The organism is Achromobacter veterisilvae (assembly GCF_900496975.1).
Lineage (GTDB): Bacteria > Pseudomonadota > Gammaproteobacteria > Burkholderiales > Burkholderiaceae_B > Achromobacter > Achromobacter veterisilvae.
The window spans coordinates 201,938-216,980 of sequence record NZ_UFQC01000005.1; the positions used below are offsets into that span (position 1 = coordinate 201,938).

The following is a 15,043-nucleotide window of genomic DNA, read 5'->3' on the forward strand; positions in this document are numbered from 1 at the left end:
GCCGATGCGTTGGCTTTAATTCGTGTGGGAATACATGAGCTTGCCGGGCTGCGGCATCTGGGCGCGCAGGATGACGCCCTGTTCCGCTTCGGTGATGTACAGCGTGCGGCGGTCGGGGCCGCCGAACGCCACATTGGTGGTGCGCAGGCCCGCGCAGGAACGGATGCGGTACAGCGGTTCGCCCAGCGGGCTGAAAAGCCAGACAGTGCCGGCCTGGGCATGCACGACCGCTAGGTTCCCGGCCTCGTCGATGGCCAGGCCGTCGGGCCCCGCCGTGCTGCCCGACAACTGGATGTAGCGGCTGGCCTTTTTCATCCTGCCGTCCGGCTCCAGCCGCAGCGCGTAGATCGCGTTGTCGTGCGTGATGGCGACGTAGAGCACGTTCTCGGCCCGATTGAGCACCAGCCCGTTGGGCCCGGCCAGGCCGTCCATCAACAGGTCCACGGTCTTGCCGTCGGCGCGCAGCCGGAAGACCCGTCCGGTCGGATTTTCAAGCGCGCTTTCGCCCTGGTCGGTGAAGTACAGGTCGCCGTTGGACGCGAAGAACAGATCGTTCAGTCCCCTGAGGCCCTCGCGCATCGCATGCTGCAAATAGGGCTTGATCGTCCGTGCCCGCGGATCCAGCAGCATGAGGCCATGCAGGTGGTCGGCCACGAAAATGCGGCCGTCGCGGTGGATCTTCAGCCCGTTGGGTTCGCCTTCGTAGCGGATCACGACCTCGAAGTTTCCCGCCGGGTCCACGCGCAGGATGCGTCCGTGCGCAAGATCCACGCACCACAGATTGCCTGCGCGGTCGAATGACGGCCCTTCCAGAAAGGAATGCATCTTGACGTGGCGCGCGGCCAGCCAGGAAGAGGGCTCGTCGGTCAGGTAGAGCGAGTCGGGCAGCCGGGCGTAGACGTCGGTGCCGAGATTCTCTGCGGGTGGGTACATGGATACACCTCGGGATTTCCAGGATTACTGAGGGTTGCCGGGCAGTTCGATGCCCAGGATGAGCGAACTGAGCGCCTTGCCATGGGGATCCAGCCGCAGGGACCGCGTCACGCCGCCGGCCAGCACGTCCTGGATGACGAAGTTGAGCGCCCTGAGGCTTTCGATCTCGTAGCGCTGCACCGGGCCCGCTCCCAGGTGCGCATAGGCCTGCCTCACGCGCTCGGCCGTCAATTCCCTGCGCAGCACTTGCCAGGCGGATTCGTCGTAGGCGATGACCGCGACGTTCGAGGTATTGCCTTTGTCGCCGGAACGCGCGTGGGCCAAGTCGTAAACCAGTGTTCCCATGCCTATGCTCCTACCGTGATCACTTGGGGCGTGACCCAGTTCCTGGGAATCAGGACCGAGTCCACCGCGATGACTTCCTTCGCGCCCAGGTTGACCGGGCCGCCCGCGCCGTAGGGGCCTTGCATATTCAGTTGGCGCACATGGTCGCCCAGCAGGTGGGCGCTCTTCTTGTCGGGGCAGCGCGCCGCAATGCGCAGGCGGACTTCGTAAGGGTCTTCGGACGAGGCCCGCGGGCGGTCGCCATGCAGGCTGCTCATGCCGATGAGATCGACCTGGAATTCGCTGGCCGTGCCGCCGTCGAGCCTGAAGCGTTCCTGGACGATCCGGGCGGCCAGTTGCGCCCGCGCCACGGCATTGAGGCCGGCGTACGCCACTTCGCCGGCGCCTATCCAGCCATCGGCATAGCCCACGACGACTTTGTAGGTGTCGGTGCGCGCGCGGGCGTTCGCGCCGCGCACGGCGACGCGGTCGGGCGTCAGTTCCTCGAACGAGAGCCCGTCCAGGCTGAGCACGCAGTCCGGCGTGATATAGGCGCGCGGGTCGTGTATTTCATAGAGCGCCTGCTCGGTGCAGGTCATGCGGTCGAGCCGGCCGCCGGATCCGTCGGGCTTGGCGATGTGGAGTTCGCCGTCGCCGTAGATATCCGCGTAGGGATAGGGCAGCTCGGCCAGCCGCGGCACTTCCTTCCTGCCCGGGTCGGCGAAGTATCCGCCGGTCACCTGGGCCGAGCATTCCAGCAGATGTCCCATGATGGTGCCGGCCGCCATGCGCGGCAGATCGTCATGGGCCCAGCCATGGTGGTGCATGGCCACGCCCAGAAACAGCGAGGGGTCCGCGACGCGGCCCGACAGCACGACGTGCGCGCCGGTGGCCAGTGCGTCGCGCACCGTGTCGGCGCCCAGGTAGGCGTTCGCGGAAGCCAGCCTGGGCAGTATCTCTTCCAGCGGGAGCTTGCGCTCGCGGAGCTGAAGCTCGGGATGCCCGCGCAGGCGGTCGGCGACGTCGTCGCCCACGATCGCGGCGCACTTCAGGTCCTGCCAACCCAGGGACCGGCCGATGGCCAGCGCGGCTTGCGCGGCGCCGACCGGATTGGCCGCGCCCATGTTGGAGACCAGCCGCACGCCTTTTTCGCGGCACAAGGGCAGGAAACTGCGCATGCGTTCGGCCAGCATGGGATTGAAGCCCAGCTTGTCGTCATGCTGGCGCGCGAGCGTTTCGCGCGCAATGGTGCGCTCGGCCAGGCATTCGCACACCAGGTAGTCCAGCTCGCATTGCTCGAGCAGCGCGATCGCCGGCCCCACGCGGTCGTCCGCCATGCCCGCGCCCACTCCTACGCGAAGCCGCGTGCGGGGATCTTTCATGCTCCATCTCCATCTGCGCAGGGTTGCCTGCGTGCCGTCTCGGAAAGCCCCGCCGTTGCGCCGCCTGGACGGGGGCAAGGACCTTTGAGATCAGTATGAAGATATTTTCTTAATGCTCAAAATGATATATTCATATCTCGGTGATAACCAATGCGCATCACGGTGAATAGACTCACACTGACCATCTCTGAACTGGAAGCCGTGCTGTTGGTGGCGGACACCCTCAATTTCCGCGCCGCGGCCGAGCGGGCCAGCATATCGCAGCCGGCGCTCAGCCGGCGGGTGCAGGCGGCCGAGCAGAAGCTCAATGCAAAGCTGTTCGATCGCGACCGGCACGGGGTCTCGCTGACCGACGCCGGCGCCGAGCTGGTGCCCATCGCCCAAAGAATGCTCTCGGAGTTTCGCGACTCGCTGAGCGACCTGTCCGAATTCATCGCGGGCCGGCGGGGCAGCGTGAGCATCAGCGCGCTGCCTTCGGTGGCGGCGGCCATTCTGCCGCAGGCGGCGCAGGCCTTCCAGGAATTCCACCCCCAGGTGCGCCTGGTCATCCAGGCGGTGTCCGCCGGCCAGGTGACGCGGGCGGTCGCGGAGGGCAGCGCGGACATCGGCCTTTCCATCGCGCCCTCGGTGCCTGCCCAGGGAGTCGCCTTCAGTCCTTTGCTCAAAGAGCACTTCGTGTTGATCTGCCCGCGCCACGATCCGCTGGCGCGCAGGAAGACCGTGGACTGGAGCGCCTTTTCGGATCGGCCCTTCATCGCCAGCGGCCCGGCCAGCAGCATCCGATTGCTGACGGACAGGATCCTGGCGGCCTCCGGCCAGGCGCCGGAAGCCAACTATGTCGCGGACAACATTTCGGTGGTCGGGGCGATGGTGGCGGCCGGCGTGGGCATCGCGGCGGTGCCCAAGCTGGCCCTGCGCCTGATGGACACCACCCGCTTGCACAGCGTGGCGCTGCAATCGCCCGCGGCCACGCGCGAAATCGGCATCCTGGTGAAAGAGCAGCGCTCTTTGTCGGCCGCCGCGAAACGCTTTGTCGCCACCTTGCAGCAGGTGGGGGCCGACATGATGAAAACCCTCTAGCCGTCCGCGCCGGTCAGAACGGCCCTGTGGGGGCGGCCCGCGCCATGCCGCCGAAGGCGTCCAGCAGCCGCTCGCGCCAGGCATGGACGGGGTCGTCCGCGGCCAGCAGTTCCAGGGGGCTGGTGCAGCGGGCCCACATGAACATGCCGAATACCGCATAGTCCGCGTAGGCGGGCCGCTCGCCCGCCAGGCAGGGCTGCCTGGCCAGCGTCTGCCGCAGCGGCAGGAGCGCCGCGCGCAGCGCCGCGATCTGCGCTTCGTAGCCCGCGGGCAGGTCCTCCAGCTTGCCGAAGCGCTTTTCGCGCGTCGCGCGGAAGTAGTCCTTGTCCTTGTCGTGGATCAGGCCATGGATGCCGGGCAGCAGCAGGCGGGCCAGGGGCGGCACCAGCGTGGTGTCGGCCCAGGAATTCGCGAACAGGCTCAGCGCGCGTCCGCCCGCGCCGCCGAACAGCGAAGGCCGTTCGGGGAAGGTGTCCTCGAGGTAACAGGCGATCTGCCATGAATCGCTGACCACGTGCGTGCCGTGCACTAGCACCGGCACCAGCTTCTGGCCGGAAAAGTCGATCGCTTCTTTCTCGGTGAAGCGCCAGGGCACGGTGTCGGCGGACAGGCCCTTGTGGGCCAGCGCCATGCGCGTCTTCCAGCAGTGCGGGCTGAAGCGCAGCGACGGGTCGGCGCCCGCCAGGTCATAGAGAGTGAGATCCGGGGTCAAGATTCCGCGCTCCTTGGACAGGGCTTTCGGGAAGGAAACGGAAGTAGGATAACCAAAAAAAGACGCCACGCGCCCGAGGGCGGGTGGCGCTTGCCGCGGCGGGGGGCTGCGGCGGCATTACTGGGCGGCGGGGCCGCCCTTGCTCAGGTTCATCACGCGCTGCTTGAGCTGGGGATCCTGTTGCACGGCCTGGCCGATGCCATTGAATTCCTCGACGCTCAGGCCGTCCGCGCGGACCAGTTGCACCATTTTGGCGTCCGCTTCCTGGACGACCTTCTGCTTGGCTTCGTCCGTCTTGGCGGCGTCGACCTTGGGACGGTATTCGTCCACGACGCCGGATATCTTCTGCGAGGCCGCCGCGTAGCGCTGTAGCTGCTGGTCGGTCGGTTGCACCGCGGCCGGGGGCGCCATCTGCTGCTGCGCCTGGCCGGCCTGTTGGGCAAGGGCGGGGGCACCGGACAGCACCGTCGTCAGCAGGGCGGCGGATAGGAATGCGTAAGTGGAACGCTGCATGAAACCTCCTTGTTCCGGTTGAATGTCTGGCCATGATGACGAGCCGGCCGGTCCAGGGGCAAGTTTCGCGATGTGTTTTCCTGTGTCGGCAGGCCACGGGACGCGCGCGCGGCCCGGGAGGGCGGCCCCGCGGGCGGGCCGGAAACGTTTTGCGCGCTTTCGTAGTCGCTGCTGGCCGCGATGTTTCCTTAGGTGTTCGGCTTGCGGGGCCTAGACGGCCAGCATGCTCAGCATCACCAGCGCCAGCAGCAGCACGTAGACGCGGGCGTGCAGGCGGTCGGGGATGCGGGGGATCAGCGGCGCCGCCAGGCGGATGCCCGCCAGCGAGCCCAGCGCCAGCGCGGCGAAGGCCAGCAGGTCCACATAGCCGACGATCCAGGGCGCCAGGGCCTCGGACAGGCCGCGGGCCGCCGCCATGTAGGCCAGCGTCCCGGCGATGGCGACGGGCAGCGTCAGCGGATTGGCCATCGCGGCCGCCTTGGACATGGGCAGGCCCCGGCGCCGCAGCAGCGGCACCGTCATGACGCTGCCGCCGACGCCCAGGAACGCGGCGATCGCGCCGATGGCCACGCCGCCGCCCACCAGCACGCCCGGGCCCAGGGGGCGCGGGCGCGCGTCGCCCTGCGCCATGAAGCCCTGGCGCAGCAGGCAGTCCAGGATGGTCACGCCCAGGTAGGCGATGAAGGCGTTGCGCACCAGCCCGCCGCTGGCCCAGGTGGCGGCCAGCGCGCCCAGCAGGGCGCCCGCCGCGATGAAGGCCGCCAGCGGCCAGACATAGGCGCGCAGGATGTTGCCCGCGCGCTGGTGCTTGCGCGTGGCCGCGACGGAATTGACGATCATGACGCAGGTGGAGGTGGCCACCGCGATGTGCATGGCCGATTGCCCGATGGCGTCCTGCGCGCCGTGGGTCGCGGTCAGCACGCCGTATAGCACGGGCACCACGACAAAGCCGCCGCCGAAGCCGAACAGCACGGTCGTCACGCCGCTGAGGCAACCGAAAAAAGCCAGAACCAGATAAACCATGCCGCCCGTCCTTCCAGGGAAACCGTCACGATACGGCCGTGGGGGCTGGCTCGCTTTCGAGGATCGGACAATAATGTTCGCATTTCGGCCACAGCATCCGCCGCCCGCAGGCGGCGCAAGCGCCATGCGCAACGCCCACATCGACCGCTACGACCACCTGGACCGCCCCGTCGTCGCCATCGGCAACGACTACCCGCCCGGCCAACTGCTGCCCGCCCACGCGCACCGCCGGGCCCAGTTGCTGTACGGCGCCACGGGCGTCATGCAGGTCGCCACCCGCGACGGCAACTGGGTGGTGCCGCCGCAGCGCGCCGTGTGGATCCCGGCGGGCGTGACGCACGAGGTCCGCATGCTGGGCGTCAGCACGCGCAGCGCCTACATCGAACCGGGGGCGGCGCGCGCGGACGGGCGGGCCTGCGAAGTGATCGAGGTGTCGCCGCTGCTGCGGCAGTTGCTGATGGACGCGGTGGACATGCCCGCCGACTACGACCGCGCCGGGCGGGACGGCGCGCTGGCGGCCTTGCTGCTGCACGAGGTCGAGCGCGCCCCGGTGCTGCCCCTGCATATCCCGCTGCCGCCCGACGAACGCCTGGCGGCCCTGTGCCGGGCGTTCATCGCCGCGCCCGACGCGCGCGCCGCGCCGCAGGCCTGGGCCGATCGCCTGCACATGAGCCCGCGCACTTTCAGCCGCCATTTCCGCGAGCAGACCGGCATGGCGTTTTCGGAATGGCGCCAGCGCGCCTGCGTGGTGCTGGCGCTGTCGCGGCTGGCTTCGGGCGCGCCCGTCACCGCCATCGCGCTGGATTTCGGCTACCAGGGCCCGGCCGCGTTTTCCACGATGTTCCGGCGCGTGCTGGGCCGCCCGCCCACGGAGTACCTGCGCCAGGGCTAGCGGCCTCAGGCCGCGTACCAGAGCACCGCGAAGAAGTGGCAGACGGTGCCGGCCAGCACGAACAGATGCCACACGAAGTGGCTGTAGCGCCAGCGGTTGTCCAGCACGAAGAACGCCACCCCGCCCGTGTACGCCAGCCCGCCCGCCACCAGCCACCACAGGCCGCCGGTGGGCACGCGTTCGATCAGGGGCTTCACCGCGATGAGCACCAGCCAGCCCATGGCCAGGTACAGGCCCGTGGAGACGGCGGGCCGGTTGAGCCGCTTGCTGGCTTTCAGTCCGACGCCGAGCAGGGCCATGCCCCAGACCAAGCCGAACAGGGTCCAGCCCCAGGGGCCGCGCAGGGCGCCCAGCGCGAACGGCGTATAGGTGCCGGCGATCAGCAGGTAGATGGCCGAGTGGTCCAGCACGTTGAAGAACTGCTTGGCGCGGCTGCGGGGCAAGGCGTGGTAAATGGTGGACGCCAGGTACAGCAGGCACATCGACGCCGCGAAGACCGCGGCGCCCGCGATGAAGGCGGCGTCGCCCTGGCGCACCGCGGCTATGATCAGGATGGGCGCCGACGCCACGGCGCCGGCCGCGCCGACGCCATGGCTGATGGTATTGGCGATTTCTTCGCCTAGGGTCTGGGGTCTGTCGTCGGGAAACATGAATGCGTCTTGTTGGCTGGAAGCCACCACCATAGGCGCTTTGCGCCGCCGCCTCAAGGCCGCCGCCGCTTTTTGCGCGCGCGATGCGGGGACGGTTTGATCTTGTGCAAACCCGGGCCTGCCCCGAGGCCCGGGATGCCGCTGGCGGATAGTTACGGTGTGATACATTCCATGCGGTGTCACGCTCAACGGGTTTACTGGCCGAGGCCTAGAATGGCGCGCAGTTTTACCAGTTTGTTCTTCAAAACCGCAAAGAAATTCGGCAGGCTTCAGCGCGCGGCGCTGCGCGCGGCCGCTCCGCAGGCCGCCAAACGGCGCAGCGCGACCCGGCGCAAGGCGACCGTCGCCGCCAGGCAGGCCGCCAAGTCCGCGGCGCCCGCGGTTCCCTCGCTGGGCGGCGGCCGCTGGGAGGCCGCCAGGCAATTCTCCGACAGCCGGGGCCACCGCCTCGGTTTCTCCCGCTATACGCCCGTTTCCGCGCCGGCGGCAGGCATGCCGCTGGTGGTGATGCTGCATGGCTGCAGGCAGACCTCCCAGGCGTTCGCCCGCGGCTCCCGCATGAACCAATGGGCCGATGCGGGCGGTTTCATGGTGCTGTACCCGCAGCAGTCCCTGGCGCGCCAGGTGCAGCGCTGCTGGCGCTGGTTCCAGCCGGACGATGCGCACGGGGGCGCGGAGGCCGATCTGATCGCCGCGCTGATCCGGTCGGAGTCGGCCAGGTTCGGGCTGGACCCGGAACGCATCTACGTCGCCGGTCTGTCCGCCGGCGCCGGCATGGCCGCGCTGGTGGCCCTGCGGCACCCGGAACTGGTCGCCGCGGTGGCCATGCATTCGGGGCCGGTGGTGGGCGATGCCCACAGCGCGGCCAGCGGCATCGGCATCATGCGGCGCGGCACCCTCAAGCCGCTGCTTCCGCTGGTGGAGCGCGTGTCGGATCCGGCCGTGTTCCGCCTCGGCATGCCCGCCCTGATCCTGCAAGGGCAACTGGATCCGGCGGTGGCGCCGCGCAACGCCCGGCAGTTGTTCGAACAGTTCCGGGCGCTCAACGGCCTGCCGCCGGAAAGCGCGCCCGTCGAACACGTGCTGGGCCTGGGCACCGAAAAGGCCTATCGCCGGGTGGACATGCTGCGCGGCCAGAACACCGTGCTGCGCCTGTGCGAGATCACGCGGCTGGAACATGCCTGGAGCGGAGGCGACGCGTCCATCCGGTATCACGCGCGCAGCGGGCCCGACGCGTCGGCGCTGATCTGGCGTTTCTTCCAGGGGCAGCGCCGGCCGGCCGGCTGACGGGCGCGCGGCGCCCGGATATAGGCGTATGCTCGATGGACCGGCGCGCCGTGCGCCGGCCGCCATGCCTTTTCGGGAATCATTGCCATGCCCCTGTCCATGTACCAGGCTTGCGTGCCTGTCTTCATCCGCGGCCTGACCGTCCTGGCCGCCCTGCTGGAAAAGGGCGCCGCCCACGCCGCCGCGGCGGGCGCCGATCCTGCCGGCCTCATCGATGCCCGCCTCGCGCCCGACATGTATCCGCTGTCCGGGCAGGTGCAGCGCGCCAGCGACACGTCCAAGTTCGCGGTGCAGCGCCTGTCCCAGGTGGAGGCGCCCAAGTTCGCCGACGAGGAAACCACCTTCGAGCAGCTACAGCAGCGCATCGCCGCGACGATCGAATACCTGCGGGGCGTGTCGGCGGACAAGCTGGAAGGCGCCGAAAGCCGCAAGATCACGCTCGCCTTCGGCGACTTCAGGCAGGAGTTCCAGGGCGACGATTATCTGCTGACGTTCGCGCTGCCCAATTTCTATTTCCACGTCACGACGGCCTACGGCATCCTGCGGCAGGCCGGCGTGCAGATCGGCAAGCTCGATTTCCTGGGGCCGTACCCGCAGTCCTAGCGTGAACTAGCCCGGCTGCTTCCTGGACGGGTCGCCGCAGCCTTCCATTTCGCCCATTGCCGCCATGTTCCGCTGGATTTCCTCCGGCGTCAGGTCGAGCTTGTGCGTGGCGATGGACCAGCGGTGCCCGAACGGATCCACCACCTGGCCGTAGCGGTCGCCCCAGAACATGTCCGCCACGGGCATCGTCACCTGCGCGCCCGCCGCCACGGCCTGCTTCATGGCGGCGTCGACGTCGTCCACGTACAGGTGCAGAGTGACGGGCGTGCCTTTCAGCGCCTTCGCGCCCAGGCTGCCCCATTCGGGGAAATCGTCCATCAGCATCAGGACGGAATCGCCGATGCGCACGGCCGCGTGCATGATCTTGCCGTTGGGGCCGGGAAGCCGCGCGAGTTCCTCGGCATTGAAGGCTTGCTTGAAAAAGGCGATGGCGTCCGACGCGCCCTCGCACACGATGTGCGGGGTCAGCGTGTGCATGCCTTCGGGAATGGTCCTGGTCGCAGGGGTGCTCATATCGAGTCTCCGGGAGGTTCGGTTGAAGAGAGGCGCGGATGGAATTTCCGGCCGCCTCGGTTAATTGCCCACCAAGGTGCTGAATCCGCCCCAGCACATGCGCTTGAAATCGAATACGCCTTCGCAGGACATGTCCTTCAGGCGGGGATCCGACATGACCTTGGCGTTGATGCGGTCCCGCTCCGCCTTGCTGGCGTACAGGATCCACGCGAATACGACGGTCTCGCCGTCGCGCGCGCCGGCCGCGGCGGTGAACGAGCCGAAGCCTTCCCCGTCGATGTCGTCCGCCACGCCTTCGCGGTAGTCCAGCGCGCCGTGCTCCAGCCACACCGCCTGGGCCTGCTGCGCCATCTTCTTGTAGGTATCGAGATTGGCCTTGGGGACGCTCAACAGGTAACCGTCTATGTACTTTTCCATCGTTGACTCCTTTGGTCCGCGTTGTTCTATCGCGCTTGGGCTCGCCCCGCTGGCCGTCCGCCGCGCAACCCGGATCTGGTTCCGGTAGTGCCACTGTATCGGGATCGGGCGCGGTTTCAGATAGGCGATTGCGACAATCTTGAGGGTGGATTGCGACAGCCCGCAGGCGTATGCTTTGCGGGATGAAAAACATCGCGTTCCTGCTGCCGCTGGGGGCTAATATCGCGTCGCTGGAAACCGCGCGGCACGGCTTCCTGGTCGCCAACGAATACCTGGCCGCGCGCGGGCGCGAGCCCAGGTTCCAGGTGCGCACCCTGGCGCTGACGCGCGAGGTCAGGCTGGATGACGGCCGCATCACCGTGCAGGCCGACATGGTGCTGGCCGACGCCCGCGGCGTCGACATCTGCATCGCCCCGCCGCTGCTGGGCTCGGTGTCCGACGCCGTGCTGTCCAACCGCGAGCTCATCGAGTGGCTGTCGCGGCATCACCGCGAGGGCGGGGAGGTGGCCAGCCTGTGCATGGGCGCCGCGCTGCTCGCGGCGGGCGGCATCCTGGACGGGCAGCAGGCCGTCGTCCACTGGGTCGCGCAGAACCTGTATGCCAATCTGTTCCCCAGCGTGCATTGGGTCAGCGACCGCGTCGTGATGGCGGACAACGGCGTCTACACCAGCGGCGGCGCGTTTTCCGCCGCGCACCTGGTGCTGCACCTGATCGAGAAGTACACCGACCGCGACACCGCCATCTGGTGCGCCAAGTACTTCCAGCTCGACTGGAGCCGCCAGAGCCAATTGCCGTTCTCGGTGTTCATGGGGCAGAAGGCCCATGCCGACGAGGTCGTGCGCGCGGTGCAGGACTACATCGAAGGCCGCTACACGGAAAAGATCACGGTCGAGGAACTGGCCGGCCGCCACGCCATGGGCCGGCGCACCCTGGAGCGGCGCTTTCGCCAGGCCACCGGCAACAGCATCGTGGAATACGTGCAGCGCGTGCGCGTGGAAGCCGCCAAGCAGCGCCTGGAAACCTCGCGCAAGAGCGTGGCGGAAGTCATGTACGAGGTCGGCTACAACGACACCAAGGCTTTCCGCGATATTTTCAGCAAGTACTGCGGCATGTCGCCGGTGGGATACCGCGAGCGCTACCACTACCAGTAGCGCGGGTTCAGCCCTGGTAGCGGTACACCCGGGTATCGCGCATCGCGAAGCCCGCCGATTCGTACAAGTGGTGGGCCGACAGCCGGCCGGGATTGGACGTCAGGTCCAGCGTCCTTGCGTTCAGTTCGCGGCTCTTGACGATGGCCGCGTGCGTCAGCGCCATGCCGACCTTCATTCCGCGCGCCTGTTCGTCCACCACCACGTCCTCGATCCAGGCCCGCACGCCCGTGGGGATGCGGAAATGCACCAGCGTCAGCGTGCCGACGATGCGCCGGTCCTCGCCCATGGCGGCGATGAACACGTGGTTGGAGGGCGCGCGGATGATCTCGTCCAGCGCCTCGCGCGACAGCAGCGGGGCGGTCCTGGACAGTTGCGGCAGCAGCCGCGCGAAAGCCGCGACCAGCGCGTCGTCGGCTTGCGTGGCCAGCGTGACTTCGACGTGATTTCCCAAGGGCTTCACCGGGGTCTCCTGCGAGAGCTACCTCGATGTTGTAGCCCACACCCGGTCCGGATACCAAGCGGTGAATTTCATCGCCCCGGCAAGCGCGGCGACCGTCACCGCGATCACGATGGCCTGCGGCGGCCGGGGGTGGTGCGCCAGCAGGGCATCGGTCGCCGCCATGGCCGCGAACGCCAGCGCCCAGGCGGCGGCCACCGCATATTTCATGCGCATGAACCGGCGGCTCCGCCAGACGTAGTCGGGTTCTTTTTCGCGCGCGTATTCCAGGGTGAAGGGCCGGCGCAGCGCGATGCTCAGCAGCACCAGGAACAGCAGCCCGCCATCCACCCGCAGGCGCGTTTCGGCGATCGTCCAGGATTCGCCGTCGGCCATCGGCGCGTACACGGTCAGTCCTGTGAACAGCAGGAGCGTGCCGGTTTCCAGGAGCTTCAGGCGGCGTTCCGGGTTGAGCCAGTCGCGCAGCACCAGCCCGGCGGACACGAAGGCGCCCGCGGCCAATCCTTCCAGCGCCCCGACAGCCCTTTCGATGATGACAAACACGATGAAGGGCGCGAACGCCAGCAGGATGTTCATCTCGACTCCCCGACCTTGAGCGCGTCCCGGCGCGCTTGCCGCGCCGCTGTGAGAATCGAGACGCGAACATGTCTATTTCTTCCTGCCCGCCAGGGTGGGGCATATTTCGCCGTTCGTCCATCGGCCGCCTGGATGGGGCCGGATGGAGGAACTCCCATGCCGCATCGGCTGCCCCCAGGCGGCAACCGGGCCTCAGGCCATAGCGCAGGCCTCGTCGAACGGCAGCCGCGGCAGCCTGCCGCGCAAGGGCGCGGCGGCGGCATACCCCAGGTTGCAGAGGAAGCTGACCTCCGCGCGTCCGCCGGGGAAGTAGCGCCGCGTTACGGCGTCCGCGTCGAAGCCTCCCATGGGGCCGCAATCCAGGCCCAGCGCGCGGGCGGCGATGATGAAATAGCCGTGCTGCAGGCTGGCGTTGCGCAGCGCGGCATCGCGCGTGGAGGCCGGGCTGCCGGTGAACCAGCCGCGGGCCTGCGGCTGGTGCGGATAGAGGAAGTCCAGCCGCTCATGGAAATGCAGGTCGCAGGCGAGCACGGCGGTGACCGGCGCCAGCCGCGTCTGCTCGCGGTTGCCCGCGTCCAGCAGCGGCAGCAGCTCCGCTTTCCCGGCCGCGCTCTGCACGAACACGATCCTGGCGGGTTGGCAGTTGGCCGAGGTCGGGCCCATGCCCATGAGCCGGTACAGCTCGCGCAGCAGGGCCGGCGCCACGGGGCGTTCCTGCCAGGCGCGCGTGGTCCTGGCCTGGAGGAACAGGCGGTCGAGGCAGGCCCCGGCCAAGGGACTGGACCAGAGGGCGCCGTCCGGCGCGTTGCGACCGTCAGGCATCCTGCCGCCTCGCGCCGCGCAGGAGCTTGCCGGGCAGTTCGCCGGTGGCCGCGCCGTCCTCGAAGATGGGAAGCCCGTCGACCAGCGTGGCCAGGTAGCCATCGGCGCGCTGGATGAGGCGGCGGCCGCCGCCCGGCAGGTCGAACACCATTTCGGGGCAATGCACTTTCACCGCGCCGGGGTCGATGACGTTGACGTCGGCCTTGTAGCCCGGGCGCAGCAGGCCGCGGTCCAGCAGCCCGTAGACGCTGGCGGTGTCGCGCGTCTGGCGCTTGACCACGTGCTCCAGGTCCAGCAGCGGGCCGCGGCGGCGGTCGCGGGTCCAGTGGCTGAGCATGAACGTCGGCATGCTGACGTCGCAGATGTAGCCGCAGTGCGCGCCGCCGTCGGAAAGGCTGTTCACCGTATTGGGGTGCTGCATCAACTGGTGCAGATGGTCCAGGTTCTCGTACGAATAGTTGAACGACGGGTAGTAGAGGATGGCCTGGCCATCGTTCTCCAGCATGAGGTCGTAGACGATTTCCAGCGGCGGGCGGCCGCTGCGCCGCGCCATGGCGGCCACGCTTTCCTCGGGCAGCGGCTCGTAGTCGGGATCGCTGCCCAGGCGGTAGATTTTGTGGAAGCTGCTGAACAGCGTTTCGGCGCGGCGGTCGAGCAGGCCGCGCTGTTCGTTCATGATGCGGCGGCGCGTTTCGGGATCGCGCAGCCGGGCCAGCTTTTCCGGCAAGGGCAGGGCGTGCAGGGCCTGGTAGCTCGGGTGCGCGATGAACGGGTGCAGGGAACTCTGCCAGGAAAAGAGAATGCCCAGCGGCCGTCCGCTGATGCCCGCCAGCAGCGGCACCCCCTCCTGGTGCGCGCGGTCCAGGTTCAGCACGATCTGCTTCCAGACGTCGGGCGCGGCGTCGGTCTGCTGCAGGTTGAAGAGCACGGGCAGGCGGTTGTGGCGGGCCAGTTGTTCCAGCCAGGGCATTTCGCCCTCCATGGCGGGATGGTTCGCCGTCATCTGGAATACGCCGTGGCCCACCTCGCCCATGACCGATCCGAGCGCGGTGATTTCCTCGCCGGTGGCGAAGGTGCCGGGCGGATACTTGCGGTCGTCGTACTTGTGCAGGAACGTGCGGGACGTGGAGAATCCGACCGCCCCGGCGAGCAGCGCTTCGCGCACCACCTCGCGCATGGCGATCAGGTCGGCGGGCGAGGCTTCGTCGTGGTGGATGGCGCGTTCGCCCATCACATAGGCGCGCACGGCGCTGTGCGGGATCTGCGCGCCCACGTCCAGCGCCTTGGGGCGGCGGTCCAGCGCGTCGAGGTATTCGGGGAAGGTCTCCCAATCCCACTGGATGCCCTCGGACAGCACCGAGCCGGGAATGTCCTCCACCCCCTCCATGACCTTGATGAGCCAGTCGCGGCGGTCGGGCTTCACGGGGGCGAAGCCCACGCCGCAATTGCCCATGATGGCCGTGGTGACGCCATGCCAGGTTGACGGGCTGAGGTAGGGATCCCAGGTGGCCTGGCCGTCGTAGTGGGTATGGATGTCCACCCAGCCCGGCGCCACCAGGCAGCCGTCGGCCCGGATCTCGCGCCGGGCGGCGCCGGCCTTGCCTTCCGCCTGGACGACGCGGCCGCCGTCGATGGCGAGGTCGCCCGTGTGGCGGGGCTGGCCCGAACCATCGACGATCGTGCCGCCGCGTATGACCAGATCATGCAT

General features: G+C 68.5%; 18 protein-coding genes. 5 read left to right on the forward strand and 13 right to left on the reverse strand.

All coding sequences use genetic code 11. The features are described 5' to 3' along the window. Positions 1-15 precede the first annotated feature (15 nt). From AVE30378_RS06455 to AVE30378_RS06465, 3 genes are read right to left on the reverse strand one after another with little or no spacing between them, the layout of a single operon-like run. A complete protein-coding gene (locus AVE30378_RS06455; RefSeq protein WP_129239938.1) occupies positions 16-933 on the reverse strand; it encodes an SMP-30/gluconolactonase/LRE family protein in 918 nt (305 codons plus the stop codon). Between the two features lie 24 nt (positions 934-957). Beyond that, positions 958-1,278, reverse strand: a complete 321-nt coding sequence (locus AVE30378_RS06460; RefSeq protein ID WP_129239939.1) for an AtuA-related protein — start codon at positions 1,276-1,278, stop codon at positions 958-960. Positions 1,279-1,280: 2 nt separating this feature from the next. Then, the gene (locus AVE30378_RS06465; RefSeq protein ID WP_129239940.1) at positions 1,281-2,639 is read right to left on the reverse strand and encodes an acyclic terpene utilization AtuA family protein; all 1,359 of its coding nucleotides are present in this window, start codon (positions 2,637-2,639) and stop codon (positions 1,281-1,283) included. Positions 2,640-2,801: 162 nt separating this feature from the next. Here AVE30378_RS06465 and AVE30378_RS06470 point away from each other — a divergent pair, with 162 nt between their 5' ends. Beyond that, positions 2,802-3,719 (forward strand): LysR family transcriptional regulator, encoded by a 918-nt coding sequence (locus AVE30378_RS06470; protein ID WP_244234982.1) that lies wholly within the window; start codon positions 2,802-2,804, stop codon positions 3,717-3,719. A 13-nt stretch (positions 3,720-3,732) separates the two neighbouring features. Here the strand turns inward: AVE30378_RS06470 and AVE30378_RS06475 are convergent, their stop codons facing one another. The 3 genes from AVE30378_RS06475 to AVE30378_RS06485 all read right to left on the reverse strand — a co-directional run bounded on the left by AVE30378_RS06475 (position 3,733) and on the right by AVE30378_RS06485 (position 5,967). Next, positions 3,733-4,431, reverse strand: coding sequence for a glutathione S-transferase family protein (locus AVE30378_RS06475; protein ID WP_129239942.1), 699 nt, complete (start codon positions 4,429-4,431; stop codon positions 3,733-3,735). A gap of 117 nt (positions 4,432-4,548) precedes the next feature. Continuing rightward, complete coding sequence (locus tag AVE30378_RS06480) at positions 4,549-4,944, reverse strand: DUF4168 domain-containing protein (RefSeq protein WP_129239943.1); 396 nt, start codon at positions 4,942-4,944, stop codon at positions 4,549-4,551. A gap of 210 nt (positions 4,945-5,154) precedes the next feature. Next, positions 5,155-5,967 (reverse strand): sulfite exporter TauE/SafE family protein, encoded by an 813-nt coding sequence (locus AVE30378_RS06485; protein ID WP_129239944.1) that lies wholly within the window; start codon positions 5,965-5,967, stop codon positions 5,155-5,157. A 124-nt stretch (positions 5,968-6,091) separates the two neighbouring features. Between AVE30378_RS06485 and AVE30378_RS06490 the strand changes: the two genes are divergently transcribed. Beyond that, entirely contained in the window at positions 6,092-6,859 is a 768-nt protein-coding gene (locus AVE30378_RS06490) for an AraC family transcriptional regulator (protein WP_129239945.1), read from the forward strand. 5 nt (positions 6,860-6,864) lie between these two features. Here the strand turns inward: AVE30378_RS06490 and trhA are convergent, their stop codons facing one another. Next, the gene (gene trhA / locus AVE30378_RS06495; RefSeq protein ID WP_129239946.1) at positions 6,865-7,509 is read right to left on the reverse strand and encodes a PAQR family membrane homeostasis protein TrhA; all 645 of its coding nucleotides are present in this window, start codon (positions 7,507-7,509) and stop codon (positions 6,865-6,867) included. Between the two features lie 213 nt (positions 7,510-7,722). Here trhA and AVE30378_RS06500 point away from each other — a divergent pair, with 213 nt between their 5' ends. Continuing rightward, positions 7,723-8,796 (forward strand): extracellular catalytic domain type 1 short-chain-length polyhydroxyalkanoate depolymerase, encoded by a 1,074-nt coding sequence (locus AVE30378_RS06500; protein ID WP_129239947.1) that lies wholly within the window; start codon positions 7,723-7,725, stop codon positions 8,794-8,796. An 87-nt stretch (positions 8,797-8,883) separates the two neighbouring features. After that, entirely contained in the window at positions 8,884-9,399 is a 516-nt protein-coding gene (locus AVE30378_RS06505) for a DUF1993 domain-containing protein (protein WP_129239948.1), read from the forward strand. 6 nt (positions 9,400-9,405) lie between these two features. Here AVE30378_RS06505 and AVE30378_RS06510 read toward each other — a convergent pair whose 3' ends face one another. Beyond that, complete coding sequence (locus AVE30378_RS06510) at positions 9,406-9,912, reverse strand: VOC family protein (RefSeq protein ID WP_129239949.1); 507 nt, start codon at positions 9,910-9,912, stop codon at positions 9,406-9,408. A gap of 60 nt (positions 9,913-9,972) precedes the next feature. Continuing rightward, positions 9,973-10,329 (reverse strand): DUF1428 domain-containing protein, encoded by a 357-nt coding sequence (locus AVE30378_RS06515; protein WP_129239950.1) that lies wholly within the window; start codon positions 10,327-10,329, stop codon positions 9,973-9,975. 170 nt (positions 10,330-10,499) lie between these two features. Between AVE30378_RS06515 and AVE30378_RS06520 the strand changes: the two genes are divergently transcribed. Next, the gene (locus AVE30378_RS06520) at positions 10,500-11,480 is read left to right on the forward strand and encodes a GlxA family transcriptional regulator (RefSeq protein ID WP_129239951.1); all 981 of its coding nucleotides are present in this window, start codon (positions 10,500-10,502) and stop codon (positions 11,478-11,480) included. 7 nt (positions 11,481-11,487) lie between these two features. On the opposite strand, the gene AVE30378_RS06525 is transcribed toward AVE30378_RS06520, so the two are convergent. The 4 genes from AVE30378_RS06525 to AVE30378_RS06540 form a co-directional block, all read right to left on the reverse strand. Continuing rightward, positions 11,488-11,940 (reverse strand): GNAT family N-acetyltransferase, encoded by a 453-nt coding sequence (locus tag AVE30378_RS06525; protein WP_129239952.1) that lies wholly within the window; start codon positions 11,938-11,940, stop codon positions 11,488-11,490. A gap of 18 nt (positions 11,941-11,958) precedes the next feature. Next, positions 11,959-12,513: a hypothetical protein gene (locus AVE30378_RS06530; protein WP_129239953.1), complete on the reverse strand. Its 555-nt coding sequence runs from the start codon at positions 12,511-12,513 to the stop codon at positions 11,959-11,961. A gap of 192 nt (positions 12,514-12,705) precedes the next feature. Further along, the gene (locus AVE30378_RS06535; RefSeq protein ID WP_129239954.1) at positions 12,706-13,335 is read right to left on the reverse strand and encodes a malonic semialdehyde reductase; all 630 of its coding nucleotides are present in this window, start codon (positions 13,333-13,335) and stop codon (positions 12,706-12,708) included. Continuing rightward, a complete protein-coding gene (locus tag AVE30378_RS06540; RefSeq protein WP_129239955.1) occupies positions 13,328-15,043 on the reverse strand; it encodes an N-acyl-D-amino-acid deacylase family protein in 1,716 nt (571 codons plus the stop codon). The genes AVE30378_RS06535 and AVE30378_RS06540 overlap by 8 nt, the downstream gene beginning before the upstream one ends.

Coding starts and splice junctions, on each gene's coding strand:
- AVE30378_RS06535 (WP_129239954.1), bottom strand. CDS start 13,335: ATGCCTGACGGTCGCAACGCGCCGGACGGCGCCCTCTGGTCCAGTCCC.
- AVE30378_RS06505 (WP_129239948.1), top strand. CDS start 8,884: ATGCCCCTGTCCATGTACCAGGCTTGCGTGCCTGTCTTCATCCGCGGC.
- AVE30378_RS06520 (WP_129239951.1), top strand. CDS start 10,500: ATGCTTTGCGGGATGAAAAACATCGCGTTCCTGCTGCCGCTGGGGGCT.
- AVE30378_RS06485 (WP_129239944.1), bottom strand. CDS start 5,967: ATGGTTTATCTGGTTCTGGCTTTTTTCGGTTGCCTCAGCGGCGTGACG.
- AVE30378_RS06515 (WP_129239950.1), bottom strand. CDS start 10,329: ATGGAAAAGTACATAGACGGTTACCTGTTGAGCGTCCCCAAGGCCAAT.
- AVE30378_RS06500 (WP_129239947.1), top strand. CDS start 7,723: ATGGCGCGCAGTTTTACCAGTTTGTTCTTCAAAACCGCAAAGAAATTC.
- AVE30378_RS06455 (WP_129239938.1), bottom strand. CDS start 933: ATGTACCCACCCGCAGAGAATCTCGGCACCGACGTCTACGCCCGGCTG.
- AVE30378_RS06480 (WP_129239943.1), bottom strand. CDS start 4,944: ATGCAGCGTTCCACTTACGCATTCCTATCCGCCGCCCTGCTGACGACG.
- AVE30378_RS06490 (WP_129239945.1), top strand. CDS start 6,092: ATGCGCAACGCCCACATCGACCGCTACGACCACCTGGACCGCCCCGTC.
- AVE30378_RS06540 (WP_129239955.1), bottom strand. CDS start 15,043: ATGCATGATCTGGTCATACGCGGCGGCACGATCGTCGATGGTTCGGGC.
- AVE30378_RS06460 (WP_129239939.1), bottom strand. CDS start 1,278: ATGGGAACACTGGTTTACGACTTGGCCCACGCGCGTTCCGGCGACAAA.
- AVE30378_RS06465 (WP_129239940.1), bottom strand. CDS start 2,639: ATGAAAGATCCCCGCACGCGGCTTCGCGTAGGAGTGGGCGCGGGCATG.
- trhA (WP_129239946.1), bottom strand. CDS start 7,509: ATGTTTCCCGACGACAGACCCCAGACCCTAGGCGAAGAAATCGCCAAT.
- AVE30378_RS06510 (WP_129239949.1), bottom strand. CDS start 9,912: ATGAGCACCCCTGCGACCAGGACCATTCCCGAAGGCATGCACACGCTG.
- AVE30378_RS06530 (WP_129239953.1), bottom strand. CDS start 12,513: ATGAACATCCTGCTGGCGTTCGCGCCCTTCATCGTGTTTGTCATCATC.